This is a genomic window from Microbacterium hydrocarbonoxydans, from assembly GCF_011752045.1.
Lineage (GTDB): Bacteria > Actinomycetota > Actinomycetes > Actinomycetales > Microbacteriaceae > Microbacterium.
Genome location: NZ_JAAKXW010000001.1, coordinates 438,161 through 451,664, shown reverse-complemented (window position 1 = coordinate 451,664; position 13,504 = coordinate 438,161). Strand labels below are relative to the sequence as shown.

Sequence of the window (13,504 nt, the reverse complement as noted above, 5' to 3'; positions counted from 1 at the left end):
CCATGGGCGAGACCGCGACGAGCGAGGGACTCGACTGGGCGACCGCGCGCGGCATGGGCGCCCTCGCCCAGAAGATGGGCATCGAGTTCATCGAGTTCAGCCTCGAGCGCTGCGTGGCCACGATGCCGGTGGAGGGGAACACGCAGCCCGTCGGCCTGATGCACGGCGGCGCGTACGTCGTGCTCGGGGAGTCTCTCGGCTCGATGGCGGCGAACCTGCACGCCGGTCACGGCCGTCTCGCCGTCGGCGTGGACATCAACGCCACGCACACGCGCTCCGCTACCTCCGGCGTCGTCACGGGCGTCTGCACGCCGATCCACCTCGGGCGCAGCGTCACGGTGCACGAGATCGTCGTCTCCGACGATCAGGGCCGCCGCTGCTCGACGATCCGGATCACGAACATGATCAAGGATGTTCCCGCGGCGGACTGAGCGGCTCCTCCAGCAGCCGCTGGAAGAGCAGGTGGTCCTGCCACTCCCCTGCGATCTTCAGGTACTTCGGCGCCATCCCGATGCGCTCGAATCCGTTGTGCGCCAGCACCCGCTGCGAGCCGACGTTGTGCAGCAGCGTCGCCGCCTGCAGCCTGTGCAGGCGCAGCTCGTCCTTCGCATAGCCGGCGACCTTCTCCACCGCGCGTGAGGCGAGCCCGCGGTGCTGGCGGGCGGTGTCGACCCAGTAGCCGAGATCCGCGCTCCAGAACGCACCGCGGACGACGTTGTTCAGATTCACGCGTCCGCGGATCTCGCCGTCGTCCGATTCGATGACGAAGCGGATGCTCCGCCCCGCGGCGGCATCCTCCACGCACTGACGCGCGTGCTGCTCCTGCCATTCGGCCGTGAAGAACACCGCGGAGCGCGTCGGCTCCCACGGGGCGAGGTGCGCCCGGTTCGCCGTGTACGCGCGCGCCAGAGCGGCACCGTCTCCGATGCGCACAGGACGCAGCGTGTGCTCCGCGTCGAGCGGGAGCATCGCTACTTCTTGGGTGCCAGCTGCTCGATGATCGCCTTGGCGACGTCCTGCATGGTCAGACGGCGGTCCATCGACGCCTTCTGGATCCAGCGGAAGGCCTCGGGCTCGCTCAGGCCCATCTTCTCGTTGAGCAGGCCCTTGGCCCGGTCGACGAGCTTGCGGGTCTCGAAGCGCTCGACCATGTCGGCGACCTCGGCCTCGAGCGTGATGATCTGCTCGTGACGGGCGAGGGCGATCTCGATCGCCGGGAGCAGGTCGTTCGGCGTGAACGGCTTCACGACGTAGGCCAGCGCGCCGGCCTCGCTCGCGCGCTCGACGAGCTCCTTCTGGCTGAAGGCCGTCAGCAGCACGACCGGGGCGATGTTGCCCTTGTGCAGCTTCTCGGCAGCGCTGATGCCGTCCAGCTGGGGCATCTTCACGTCCATGATGACGAGGTCGGGGCGCAGCTCCGTGGCCAGGGCCACGGCGGTCTCGCCGTCGCCTGCCTCGCCGACGACGTCGAATCCGTTGTCGCGGAGGATCTCGACGATGTCGAGACGGATCAGCGATTCGTCCTCGGCGACGACGACGCGTCGGGGTGCGGATGCCGTGGGCTGCTCAGCCTGTTCTTGCTCGGTCACAGAACCATCCTAGTCGAGAGAGATTTGGTGCCGGCGGTGGGACTCGAACCCACACGCCCTTTCGGACAAAGCATTTTGAGTGCTCCGCGTCTGCCATTCCGCCACGCCGGCCCATCGTCGACCCTATCGCAACGGGCCGGACGCAGCCGTGCGCCGTGCTCTCCACGAGGAGTGCACGGCGCACGGAGGAACGATCAGACGCCGGTCTTGTAGATCGGCGCGGCACCGCGGATGGTGTCGCCGACCTTGTGGACGCGGAGGTCGTTCGTCGAACCGATGATCCCGGGAGGGGAACCGGAGATCACGACGACCTTGTCCCCTTCCTGAGCCAGGCCGGTTCCGAGGAGGTACTCGTCCACCTGGTGGTACATCGCGTCGGTGTGCTGCACCATGTCGACCAGGGTCGAGCGGATGCCCCAGGTCAGCGCCATGCGACGGCGGATGCCGGGCTCGGGTGTGAACGCGAGCATCGGGATGCGCGAGCGCAGGCGCGACAGGCGGCGTGCGGAGTCGCCGGACTGTGTGAACACGCAGAGGAACTTCGCCTCGACGAACTCGGCGACCTCGAGGGCGGCGAGCGTGATCGCTCCGCCCTGCGTGCGCGGCTTGGTGGTCAGCGGGAGCACCCGCTCCAGGCCGTGCTCCTCGGTCGATTCGATGATGCGCGCCATCGTCTCGACGACGACGACCGGGTACTCGCCGACGCTGGTCTCACCCGAGAGCATCACCGCGTCCGCGCCGTCGAGCACGGCGTTGGCCACGTCCGACGTCTCGGCGCGCGTCGGCACCGGGCTGTTGATCATCGACTCGAGCATCTGCGTCGCGACGATGACGGGCTTCGCCATCCGGCGGGCGATCTCGACGGCCCGCTTCTGGACGATGGGCACGGCCTCGAGCGGCAGCTCGACGCCGAGGTCTCCACGGGCGACCATGATGCCGTCGAAGGCGTCGACGATCTCCTCGAGCGCATCGACGGCCTGCGGCTTCTCGATCTTCGCGATGACAGGGATCTTGACGCCCTCCTCCGCCATGATCTCGTGCACCCGGGTGACATCGGAGGCGTTGCGCACGAAGGACAGGGCGATGAGGTCGGCTCCGGTGCGCAGGCCCCAGCGCAGGTCGTCCTCGTCCTTCTCGCTGAGCGCGGGGACGTTGACGGCGACGCCGGGGAGGTTGATGCCCTTGTTGTTCGACACCGCGCCGGCGACGACCACCCTGGTGGTGACGGTGACGCCGTCGGTCTCGACGACCTCGACGCGGACCTTGCCGTCGTCGATGAGGAGGAAGTCCCCGGGCTTCACGTCCTGGGGCAGGCCCTTGAACGTGGTGCCGCAGATCTCCCTGTTGCCGATGACGTCCTCGGTGGTGATCTTGAAGATGTCGCCGACGGCGAGCTCATAGGGGCCGTCCTCGAACCGGCCGAGGCGGATCTTCGGACCCTGCAGGTCGACGAGGACGGCGACGGCGCGACCCGCATCGTCGGCCGCGCGGCGGACGTTGGCGTAGTTGGCCTCGTGCACCGAGTAGTCACCGTGGCTGAGGTTCAGTCGGGCGACGTCCACCCCTGCCTCGATGATCGCTCGCACGGTCTCGTAGGTGGATGTGGCGGGGCCCAGGGTGGCGACGATTTTCGCGCGTCTCAACAGATTCTCCAGGGTAGAGGGGGATAGAAATCAGGCGACGGTGCCGGGCTCAGCCTACGCGGGCTGCAGACCGATCGCGACATCCGTCGGACGCACCGGCGCGGGGAGCACGGTCGTGCCCATCAGGTAGCGGTCGACGCTGGCGGCGGCGGCCCTGCCCTCGGCGATCGCCCACACGATGAGCGACTGGCCGCGGCCCGCGTCGCCGGCGACGAACACGCCGGGGACGGTCGACTCGTAGTCGTCGTCGCGCTGGAAGGCGCCGCGGCCGGTCACCTGCGGGCGGGTGTCCTCCGTGAAGCCGTCCTGCTCCGGGCCGGTGAAGCCCATCGCGATGAGGACCAGATCCGCGGGGATCTCGCGCTCGGTGCCGCTCTTGGGCACGCGACGGCCGTCGACGAACTCGGTCTCGGCGACGCGCAGCGCGCGGACCTCACCGACCTCGTTCGACAGGAACTCGACGGTGGACGCGAGATACACCCGCTCACCGCCCTCCTCGTGCGCGGACTGCACCTCGAAGAGCGTCGGCATCATCGGCCACGGCTGGTGCCCCGGGCGCTCGGTGCCGGGCTGCCGGCCGATCGCCAGGTTGGTCACGCTGAGTGCGCCCTGACGGTGCGCGGTCCCGATGCAGTCGGCACCGGTGTCGCCGCCGCCGATCACGATGACGTGCTTGCCCTCTGCGGTGATCTGCTCGGGGACCTTGTCGCCGGCGACCGCGTGGTTGGACTCGACGAGGTACTCCATCGCGAAGTGCACGCCGTCCAGGTCGCGGCCGGGGATCGACAGGTCGCGCGGCACGGTGGCGCCGGTGGCGATCACCACGGCGTCGTACCGGGCGCGCAGATCGGCCCAGGAGATGTCCCTGCCGATCTCGACGCCGGCGCGGAAGCGGGTCCCCTCCTCCTGCATCTGGCGCAGACGCGACTCCAGGTGCGTCTTCTCCATCTTGAAGTCCGGGATGCCGTAGCGCAGCAGCCCGCCGATGCGGTCGTCGCGCTCGAAGACCGCCACCGTGTGCCCGGCCCGGGTCAGCTGCTGGGCGGCCGCGAGTCCGGCGGGGCCGGATCCGACGACGGCCACCGTCTTGCCGGTCAGGCGCGCAGGCGGCTGCGGCTCGACCCAGCCCTTGGCGAAGGCCTCGTCGATGATGGAGACCTCGATCTGCTTGATCGTGACGGCAGGCTGGTTGATGCCCAGCACGCACGAGCTCTCGCAGGGGGCAGGGCACAGGCGCCCGGTGAACTCGGGGAAGTTGTTCGTCGCGTGCAGGCGGTCGATGGCCGCGCGCCCCTCCCCGCGCCAGGTGAGGTCGTTCCATTCCGGGATGAGGTTGCCGAGCGGGCAGCCCTGGTGGCAGAACGGCACGCCGCAGTCCATGCAGCGGCTCGCCTGCCGGCGAAGGACCGCCTGATCGCCGGGCTCGTAGACCTCTTTCCAGTCCATGATGCGCACCGGAACGGGACGACGTGCGGGAAGCTCACGCTCGGTGACCTTCAGAAAACCTTTGGGATCAGCCACCGGTCACCTCCAGGATGCGGTTCCAGACGATGTCGCCGTCGGGGTCGATCCCCTCGGCCACGGCTTCCTCGCGCATGCTCCGCACGGCGGCGAAGTCACGCGGGAGGACCTTCACGAACTCTGCGGCGGTCTCCTCGAACCGGGCCAGGATGTCGGCGCCGAGCGGAGAGCCCGTGCGCTCGACGTGGTCGGCGATGAGGCTGTGCAGCACCTCGAGGTCGGCCCTGTCGAGTGGCATCAGGAGCAGCTCGCCGCTGCTCAGCGACTGCGCGTTGATCTTCGCGGTGTCGAGCGCGTGGATGTACGCCACTCCCCCGGACATGCCGGCGCCGAGGTTGCGCCCGGTGGACCCGAGGATCACCGCGGTGCCGCCCGTCATGTACTCGAGCGCGTGGTCGCCCACGCCCTCGACGACCGCGGTGGCGCCGGAGTTCCGGACGAGGAACCGCTCGCCGACGACGCCGGAGATGAACATCGTCCCTCCAGTGGCGCCGTAGCCGATCACGTTGCCTGCGATCACGTTCTCGTGCGGCGCGATCGTCGCTCCCCGCGGCGGGCGGATCGTGATGTCGCCGCCGGAGAGGCCCTTGCCGACGTAGTCGTTGGCGTCTCCTTCGAGCCGCAGCACGATGCCCGACGGGAGGAAGGCGCCCAGCGACTGCCCGGCCGTGCCGTGCAGCGTGACGTCGATCGTGCCCGTGGGCAGGCCGGCGGCGCCGTGCCGAGAGGTGACCTGATGGCCGAGCATGGTGCCGACGGCGCGCTCGGTGTTCGCGATCGGCAGCTCGACGTGCACGGGCTCGCCGTTGAGGAGGGCCTCCTTCGCGATGTCGATGAGCTGCACGTCGAAGTGCTTCTCGAGCTCGTGGTCCTGTGTGCGGCCGCTGCGACGGGGTTCGCCGGCGGGGAACGCCGGGCCGTCGAGGATCGGCGCGAGGTCGAGCCCCTCCGCCTTCCAGTGGTCGATCGCGGCATCCACCTCGAGGAGCTCCGCACGGCCGACGATCTCGTCGATCGATCGGAAGCCGAGCTCTGCGAGCAGCTCGCGGACCTCTTCGGCGATGAACTCCATGAAGTTCACGACGAACTCGGGCTTGCCGGTGAAGCGCTCGCGCAGCACCGGGTTCTGCGTCGCGACGCCGACCGGGCACGTGTCGAGGTGGCAGACGCGCATCATGATGCAGCCGCTGACCACCAGCGGAGCCGTCGCGAACCCGAACTCCTCCGCGCCGAGCAGGGCGCCGATGACCACATCGCGGCCGGTCTTCAGCTGACCGTCGACCTGCACCACCACGCGGTCGCGCATGCCGTTGAGCATCAGCGTCTGCTGGGTCTCGGCGAGACCGAGCTCCCACGGCGTGCCGGCGTGCTTGAGCGAGTTCAGCGGGCTCGCGCCGGTGCCGCCGTCGTGGCCGGACACCAGGATGACGTCGCTGAGCGCCTTGGCGACGCCCGCGGAGACCGCCCCGATGCCGGACTGGCTGACCAGCTTCGTGTGGATGCGCGCCTCGGGGTTCGCCCTCTTCAGGTCGAAGATGAGCTGCTTGAGGTCCTCGATCGAGTAGATGTCGTGGTGCGGCGGCGGGGAGATCAGACCCACGCCCGGGGTGCCGCCGCGCGTGCGGGCGATCCACGGGTACACCTTCTGCGGGGGCAGCTGGCCTCCCTCGCCGGGCTTCGCGCCCTGTGCGAGCTTGATCTGGATGTCATCCGACTCGGTGAGGTACAGGCTGGTCACACCGAAGCGACCGGACGCGACCTGCTTGATCGCGCTGCGGCGCTCGGGGTCGACCAGGCGGTCGAGGTCCTCGCCGCCTTCACCGGTGTTCGACTTGCCGCCGATCCGGTTCATGGCGATCGCGAGGGTCTCGTGCGCCTCCTTCGAGATGGAGCCGTAGCTCATCGCGCCGGTGGAGAAGCGCCTGACGATCTCGGACACGGGCTCGACCTCGTCCAGCGGCACCGGCTTGCGGGTGCCGGTGCGGAGCTTGAAGAGTCCGCGCAGGGTCTTCAGCTCCGCGGCCTGGTCGTCGACGAGCTTCGTGTACTGCCGGAAGATGTCGTAGCGGCGCTCGCGGGTGGCGTGCTGCAGCTTGAAGACCGTCTCCGGGCTGAACAGATGGGGCGAGCCGTCACGGCGCCACTGGTACTCGCCGCCGGTCCACAGGCGCTCGTGAGCGCGCGCCGCGGCATCCTCGGGATAGGCGTAGTCGTGGCGAGCCTGGTTCTCGGCGAAGATCTCCTCGATGCCGATGCCGCCGAGCTTGGACTCGGTGCGCGTGAAGTACGCCTCGATGAACTCCTCGCTGAGGCCGACGGCCTCGAACACCTGTGCGCCGGCATACGACGACACGGTCGAGATGCCCATCTTGGACATGATCTTCAGCACGCCCTTGCCGAGCGCGTAGATGAGGTTGCGTACGGCCTTCTCCGGCGTGATCCCGGTGATGTAGCCGGTGCGCACCAGGTGCTCCACCGTCTCCATCGCGAGGTACGGGTTGATCGCCGAGGCGCCGTAGCCGATGAGGGTGGCGACGTGGTGCACCTCGCGGACATCGCCGGCCTCGACGATCAGGCCGACCTTCATGCGGTTCTCGCGCCGGATGAGGTGGTGGTGGACCGCCGAGAGCATGAGCAGCGACGGGATCGGGACGAGGTCCTTGTTCGAGTCGCGGTCCGAGAGGATGATGAACTCCGCGCCGCGCTCGATGGCCTCGTCGACCTCGGCGCACATCTCCGTGAGACGCTGCTCGAGCGTGTGGGGTCCGGCGTCGAAGTGGTACAGGCCCTTGATGGTCACGCTGGAGCGCCCGGGAAGGGCCTTGTCGATGTGACGGATCTTCGCGAGCTCGTCGTTGTCGATGACCGGGAAGTCGAGCGACACCGTTCGAGTGTGCTCCGGTCCCCAGGTGAGCAGGTTGCTCTCCGGGCCGAGTCCGAGCTTGAGGCTGGTGACGACCTCCTCGCGGATGGAGTCCAGCGGCGGGTTGGTGACCTGCGCGAACTGCTGCGTGAAGTAGTCGAACAGCAGGCGCGGGCGCTTGCTGAGCACGGCGATCGGCGTGTCGGATCCCATCGCGCCGAGCGGCTCGACGCCGGTCTGCCCCATCGGGGTCAGGAGGATCCGCACCTCCTCCTCCGTGTAGCCGAAGGTGCGCTGACGGCGGGTGATCGACGCCGGCGGGTGCACGATGTGCTCGCGCTCAGGGAGGTCGGCGAGCCGGACGGAGCCGGCATCCAGCCACTCCTGCCACGGGTGCATGGTGGCGAGCTCGTGCTTGATCTCCTCGTCCTCGACGATGCGGCGCTGCGCGGTGTCGACGAGGAACATCTTGCCGGGCTGCAGACGGCCGCGGCGCTTGATGCGCTCCGGCTCGAACTGCAGCACGCCGGTCTCCGAGCCGATCACGACGAGACCGTCGGTCGTCTCGGTCCACCGGCCGGGGCGCAGGCCGTTGCGGTCGAGGGTGGCGCCGACCACCGTGCCGTCGGTGAAGATCAGGGCCGCGGGGCCGTCCCACGGCTCCATCTGGTTCGAGTGGTAGTCGTAGAACGAACGCAGTTCCGGCGAGATGTCGGACTGCTTCTCGTACGCCTCCGGGACCATCATCATGATGGCGTGGGGCAGGCTGCGGCCGGTCAGCGTGAGCAGCTCGAGCACCTCGTCGAAAGAGGCCGAGTCGCTGGCGCCGTCGGTGCAGATGGGCAGCAGCGGCCCCATGTCGCCGAGGAGCTCGGATTCGAGCTGCGACTGGCGGGCACGCATCCAGTTGCGGTTGCCGCCGACCGTGTTGATCTCGCCGTTGTGGGCGAGCATCCGCAGCGGCTGCGCGAGCGGCCAGGACGGGAACGTGTTGGTCGAGTAGCGCGAGTGGACCACCGCGAGCTCGGAGGCGAAGCGCTCGTCCTGCAGGTCGGGGTAGAACGGCTCGAGCTGCAGGGTGGTGACCATGCCCTTGTAGCCGAGGGTGCGGCTGGAGAGCGTGACGAAGTAGGCGCCGAGCTCGTGACCGGCGCGCTTGCGCAGTCGGTAGGCGACACGGTCGAGGGCGATGCCGGTCAGCGGAGCGTCGGCGTGCGTCGCTCCCCCGGCGCTGACGAACAGCTGCTCGAAGGCGGGGCGGGCCTCGTCGGCGAGCTTGCCGAGGTGCTCGTTGGCGGTGGGCACCTCACGCCAGCCGAGGACGCGCAGTCCCTCGGCACGCGCGATCTTCTCGATGTCCGCCTTCTGCTGGCGGCGCTGGCTCGAGTCCCGCGGGAGGAAGGCGAGGCCGACGGCGTACTCGCCGACCGGCGGCAGCTCGAAGCCCGCGACGGCCCGGAGGAACTCGTCCGGCATCTGGGTGAGGATGCCGGCGCCGTCACCGGTGCCGGCGTCGGATCCGATGGCGCCGCGGTGCTCGAGGTTGCGCAGCGCCTCGAGGGCGAGCGCGATGATGTCGTGCCCGGCTTCGCCGCGCAGCGTCGCGACCATGGCCAGGCCGCAGGCGTCCTTCTCGAACGCCGGGTTGTACATGCCCTGCTTCGGGGGGTATGCGCCGGAGGCGCCGTAAGGGGGCTGGAAGTACACCAGATACCGTCCTCAGATACTCAGGTGACACCGGGGACGACGTTGGCCCGCTCGTTCAATGCAGATGGGTTCTCACGCCACGAGGCGGACTATCGACGGCCGTCCTCGAGGGTGGGAGCGGTGCTTGTGGCTGTGGCTCCAGCGGTGACTTCTTCTGCCGGAGGCTCGCTCAGGTCGACGAAATCTAGGGGATTGTCCTGCGATTGTACATCAGCGTCCGCATCCTTCCGCGCGCGACCCGGCTGGTACGGCGACGGCTCGAGGCCGGGGTGGCGGCGCGTCTGGACGACGAGGATGACGATTCCGACGACCACGCCGACGATCGCGGCCCACACGTTGCTGCGCAGACCGAGGATGATCTCGCTCGGATCGATGCGGATCGACTCCCACACGATGCGGCCTGCGCTGTACCAGATCAGGTAGATCGCGAACAGGCGTCCCCACTGGAACGCCGTCGCCTTGCGGCTGAGCCAGAGCAGCACGATGACGCCGAGACCGTTCCAGATGACCTCGTAGAGGAAGGTGGGGTGGAACAGCGTGCCCTCGGGCAGCCCGGGCGGGAACGCCGGGTTCGTGGACTCGATCTCGAGACCCCACGGAAGGTCGGTCGGCAGGCCGAAGAGCTCGTGGTTGAACCAGTTGCCGAAGCGGCCCATCGCCTGGGCGAGCAGGAGGCCGGGTGCCAGCGCGTCGGCGAAGGTCCAGAAGCGGATGCCGGTCCAGCGGCAGCCGAGCCAGGCGCCGATCGCGCCGCCGATGAGCGCGCCGAAGATGGCGATGCCGCCCTCCCAGATCGCCCACACGGATCCCGGCTCGAAGGGGTTCCACGTGTTCTTGCCCTCGCCGAAGTAGAAGTTCGGGTGGGTGAGCACGTGGAAGATCCGCGCTCCGATGATCGCCAGCGGCACGGCCAGGATCGAGATGTCGATGACGACCCACGGCTCCGCCCCGCGCCTGGTGAGGCGGTGGTTGGTCAGCAGCACGGCGGCGATGATGCCGGCGATGATGCAGAGCGCGTAGAAGTGGATCCGGATCGGCCCCAGGTCGATGTAGGAGACCGGAGGGCTGGGGATGCTGGCGAGCACGTCGGTGACGGTGCTGTGGAGCGCGAGGGACATGAGTGCGATTCTAGTTCTCGGTTTCGGGGCGCGCGGACGTGGTGCCGGCGGCCAGCTTGCGGGTGACCTCGGCGAGGGCGGGGATGCCGCCGTCGCGGAGTGCGCGGACGAGCGCCGTGCCGACGATCGCGCCGTCGGCGTACTCCGACACGCCCGCGATCTGCTCGGCGGTGGAGATGCCGATGCCGACGCAGGCGCGCTTGGCGCCGTGCTCGCGGAGACGTGCGACGAGGGTGCGGGCGGCGCGGTCGAGCTCGGCGCGCTCCCCCGTGATGCCCATCGTGGAGACGGTGTAGACGAAGCCGGTCGACGAGGAGACGACCAGATCGAGACGCTCGTCCGACGACGTCGGCGCGGCGAGGAACACGCGGTCGAGGCCCGTCCGCTCGCTCGCGGCGATCCACTCCCCTGCGACCTCCGGCGTGATGTCCGGGGTGATCAGGCCGGCGCCGCCGGCGGCGACGAGGTCGTCGGCGTAGCGGTCGACGCCGTACTGGAAGACGGGGTTCCAGTACGTCATCACGAGCACGGGCACATCGGTGGCCGCGGTGATCCGGCGCACCGCCGTGAACAGGTCGGCCATCCTGAAGCCGTTCGCCAGAGCGGCGGTGGTCGCCTCCTGGATGATCGCGCCGTCCATCACGGGGTCGCTGTAGGGCGGACCGAGCTCGAGGATGTCGACGCCGTTCTCCGCGAGCGTGATCGCGGCCTGGATGCTGGTCTCGAGGTCGGGGTAGCCGACGGGGAGATAGCCGACGAAGGCGCTGCGTCCGGCGTCCTCGGCCTTGCGGATGGCCTCCTCGACGCGGCTCACTGCGCTCCTCCTTCAGCGGCGGACTCGTCGTACAGGCGGAAGTAGCGGGCGGCGGTGTCCATGTCCTTGTCGCCGCGGCCGGAGAGGCACACGGCGATCACGGCATCCGGTCCCATCTCGCGGCCGAGGCGCAGCGCGCCGGCGAGGGCGTGCGCGGACTCGATCGCGGGGATGATGCCCTCGGTGCGGCTGAGCAGGCGGAGCGCCTGCATCGCCTCGTCATCGGTGGCGGGGATGTACTCGGCGCGTCCGATGTCGGCGAGCCACGAGTGCTCCGGGCCGACTCCCGGGTAGTCGAGCCCCGCGGAGATCGAGTGCGACTCGATCGTCTGGCCGTCCTCGTCCTGCAGCACGTACGTCTTCGCTCCGTGCAGGATGCCGGGGCGGCCGCGCTCGATGGACGCGGCGTGCTTCTCGGTGTCGACGCCGTCGCCGGCGGCCTCCACCCCGTAGAGCTTCACGCCCTCGTCGTCGAGGAACGCGTCGAACATGCCGATCGCGTTCGAGCCGCCGCCGACGCACGCGACGACGGCGTCGGGGAGCCGGCCGACCTCGGCGAGGAGCTGCGCGCGCGCCTCCTCGCCGATGACCTTCTGGAAGTCGCGGACCATCGCGGGGAACGGGTGCGGTCCCGCGGCGGTGCCGAAGATGTAGTTCGTGGTCTCCACGGAGGCGACCCAGTCGCGGTATGCGTCGTTGATCGCGTCCTTCAGCGTGCGCGACCCCGAGGTCACCGCGACGACCTCGGCGCCGAGGAGGCGCATGCGCGCCACGTTCAGCGCCTGCCGCTGGGTGTCGACCTCGCCCATGTAGATCGTGCAGTCCAGGCCGAACAGCGCGGCGGCGGTCGCCGTGGCCACGCCGTGCTGGCCGGCACCGGTCTCGGCGATCACGCGGGTCTTGCCGAGGCGCTTGGTGAGCAGCGCCTGGCCGAGCACGTTGTTGATCTTGTGCGAACCGGTGTGGTTGAGGTCCTCGCGCTTGAGGAAGACGCGTGCGCCGCCGGCGTGCTCGGCGAACCGGGCCACCTCGGTGATCGGCGACGGCCGGCCCGCGTAGGAGCCGAGCAGGGAGGCCAGCTCGGCCCGGAAGGCCGGGTCGGCGATCGCCTCGGCGTACGCCTCGGTCAGCTCGTCGATGGCGGCGATCAGCGATTCGGGCATGTAGCGCCCGCCGTACTCGCCGAACTGCGGACCGTGCTGCTCGCGGAGGCTGCCCTCCGGTCGCTCGGTGCTGGGCATCAGGCCTCCAGGAAGCTCTTGAGGGTGGCGACCGGATCGCCCGTCACGAGCGCCTCTCCGATCAGGACGACGTCGGCGCCCGCGGAGCGGTAGTGCGCGACGTCGGCGGGGGTGAGCACGGCGGACTCGGCGATCTTCACCGCGGAGTCCGGGATCCGGTCGGCCAGGCGTCCGAACAGATCGCGGTCGAGCTCGAGGGTCTTCAGATCGCGCGCGTTCACGCCGATCAGCGGCGAGCCGAGGTCGATCGCGGCCTCGAGCTCCTCGGCGGAGTGCGTCTCCACCAGGGGCGTCATGCCGAGCTCGGTGATGAAGCCGAAGAGATCGCGGAGAACGTCCGGCTCCAGACCGGCGACGATGAGCAGGACGAGATCGGCGCCCGCGGCCCGGGCTTCCAGGACCTGATAGCGGGTCGCGATGAAGTCCTTGCGCAGCACCGGGAGCGACACGCGGGCGGTGACGGCCTCGAGGTCGGCGAGGCTGCCGCCGAAACGGCGCTCCTCCGTCAGCACGCTGATCGCCGAGGCGCCCCCGGTCTCGTACAGGGAGGCCTGGAGCGCCGGGTCCGGGATCTCGGCGAGGGCGCCGCGCGACGGGCTCGCGCGCTTGACCTCGGCGATGATCTTCACGCGGTCGGCGGGCGTCAGGTACGCAAGGGCGTCCTTCGCCGCGGGGCGGGCCAGCGCGGCGCGCTCGACCTCGGCCATCGGCCTGGTGAGTGCGCGACGCTCTGCGTCTGCGACAGCGCCGGCCGTCAGGTCGGCGAGGACCACTAGTGGCCCTTCGGCGAGTACTTGGGGCCCTTCACGCCGTAGCCGGCCTTGGCCAGCACCCAGCCCAGGATCGCGCCGATCGGGATCAGTGCGGCGGAGATCCACACGAACGTGGGCTGCTCGAAGCAGAAGGCGACCGTGCCGGCGGTGAAGCCGACGAGCATGACGATCACGGCGGTCCAGGCCGCAGGCGAGTGTCCGTGGCCGGGGTCGGCGATCGGGTTGGTCATGTTCT

General features: G+C 69.6%; 11 protein-coding genes and 1 tRNA gene. 1 reads left to right on the top strand and 11 read right to left on the bottom strand.

The features are described from left to right. The first annotated feature begins 2 nt into the window (after positions 1 to 2). On the top strand, positions 3 to 431 hold the full coding sequence (locus tag G6G98_RS02225; protein ID WP_067351965.1) for a hotdog fold thioesterase: 429 nt from the start codon (positions 3 to 5) through the stop codon (positions 429 to 431). On the opposite strand, the gene G6G98_RS02220 is transcribed toward G6G98_RS02225, so the two are convergent. The 11 genes from G6G98_RS02220 to G6G98_RS02170 all read right to left on the bottom strand — a co-directional run bounded on the left by G6G98_RS02220 (position 406) and on the right by G6G98_RS02170 (position 13,499). Next, entirely contained in the window at positions 406 to 969 is a 564-nt protein-coding gene (locus G6G98_RS02220; RefSeq protein ID WP_067351969.1) for a GNAT family N-acetyltransferase, read from the bottom strand. The genes G6G98_RS02225 and G6G98_RS02220 overlap by 26 nt on opposite strands. Before the next feature lie 2 nt (positions 970 to 971). Then, entirely contained in the window at positions 972 to 1,589 is a 618-nt protein-coding gene (locus G6G98_RS02215) for an ANTAR domain-containing response regulator (protein ID WP_025103469.1), read from the bottom strand. Between the two features lie 25 nt (positions 1,590 to 1,614). Beyond that, a tRNA-Leu gene (locus G6G98_RS02210) sits at positions 1,615 to 1,700 on the bottom strand. An 83-nt stretch (positions 1,701 to 1,783) separates the two neighbouring features. Continuing rightward, a complete protein-coding gene (pyk, locus tag G6G98_RS02205; protein WP_164233762.1) occupies positions 1,784 to 3,232 on the bottom strand; it encodes a pyruvate kinase in 1,449 nt (482 codons plus the stop codon). 54 nt (positions 3,233 to 3,286) lie between these two features. Then, the gene (locus tag G6G98_RS02200; RefSeq protein WP_067351976.1) at positions 3,287 to 4,753 is read right to left on the bottom strand and encodes a glutamate synthase subunit beta; all 1,467 of its coding nucleotides are present in this window, start codon (positions 4,751 to 4,753) and stop codon (positions 3,287 to 3,289) included. Further along, entirely contained in the window at positions 4,746 to 9,269 is a 4,524-nt protein-coding gene (gltB, locus tag G6G98_RS02195; protein ID WP_164233955.1) for a glutamate synthase large subunit, read from the bottom strand. The genes G6G98_RS02200 and gltB overlap by 8 nt, the downstream gene beginning before the upstream one ends. 143 nt (positions 9,270 to 9,412) lie before the next feature. Next, positions 9,413 to 10,441, bottom strand: coding sequence for a prolipoprotein diacylglyceryl transferase (lgt, locus tag G6G98_RS02190; protein ID WP_067351983.1), 1,029 nt, complete (start codon positions 10,439 to 10,441; stop codon positions 9,413 to 9,415). A gap of 10 nt (positions 10,442 to 10,451) precedes the next feature. Continuing rightward, on the bottom strand, positions 10,452 to 11,255 hold the full coding sequence (gene trpA / locus G6G98_RS02185) for a tryptophan synthase subunit alpha (protein ID WP_067351986.1): 804 nt from the start codon (positions 11,253 to 11,255) through the stop codon (positions 10,452 to 10,454). Beyond that, entirely contained in the window at positions 11,252 to 12,496 is a 1,245-nt protein-coding gene (gene trpB / locus G6G98_RS02180; protein WP_067351988.1) for a tryptophan synthase subunit beta, read from the bottom strand. Before trpB ends, trpA begins: the two co-directional genes overlap by 4 nt. After that, a complete protein-coding gene (gene trpC, locus G6G98_RS02175; RefSeq protein ID WP_067351991.1) occupies positions 12,496 to 13,269 on the bottom strand; it encodes an indole-3-glycerol phosphate synthase TrpC in 774 nt (257 codons plus the stop codon). The genes trpB and trpC overlap by 1 nt, the downstream gene beginning before the upstream one ends. Then, on the bottom strand, positions 13,269 to 13,499 hold the full coding sequence (locus tag G6G98_RS02170; protein WP_067351994.1) for an HGxxPAAW family protein: 231 nt from the start codon (positions 13,497 to 13,499) through the stop codon (positions 13,269 to 13,271). The genes trpC and G6G98_RS02170 overlap by 1 nt, the downstream gene beginning before the upstream one ends. Positions 13,500 to 13,504 lie beyond the last annotated feature (5 nt).

Excerpts from the sequence above, each read along its gene's own strand:
- G6G98_RS02225 (WP_067351965.1), top strand. The coding sequence starts at position 3 with ATGGGCGAGACCGCGACGAGCGAGGGACTCGACTGGGCGACCGCGCGC.
- G6G98_RS02220 (WP_067351969.1), bottom strand. The coding sequence starts at position 969 with ATGCTCCCGCTCGACGCGGAGCACACGCTGCGTCCTGTGCGCATCGGA.
- gltB (WP_164233955.1), bottom strand. The coding sequence starts at position 9,269 with ATGTACAACCCGGCGTTCGAGAAGGACGCCTGCGGCCTGGCCATGGTC.
- lgt (WP_067351983.1), bottom strand. The coding sequence starts at position 10,441 with ATGTCCCTCGCGCTCCACAGCACCGTCACCGACGTGCTCGCCAGCATC.
- trpB (WP_067351988.1), bottom strand. The coding sequence starts at position 12,496 with ATGCCCAGCACCGAGCGACCGGAGGGCAGCCTCCGCGAGCAGCACGGT.
- G6G98_RS02170 (WP_067351994.1), bottom strand. The coding sequence starts at position 13,499 with ATGACCAACCCGATCGCCGACCCCGGCCACGGACACTCGCCTGCGGCC.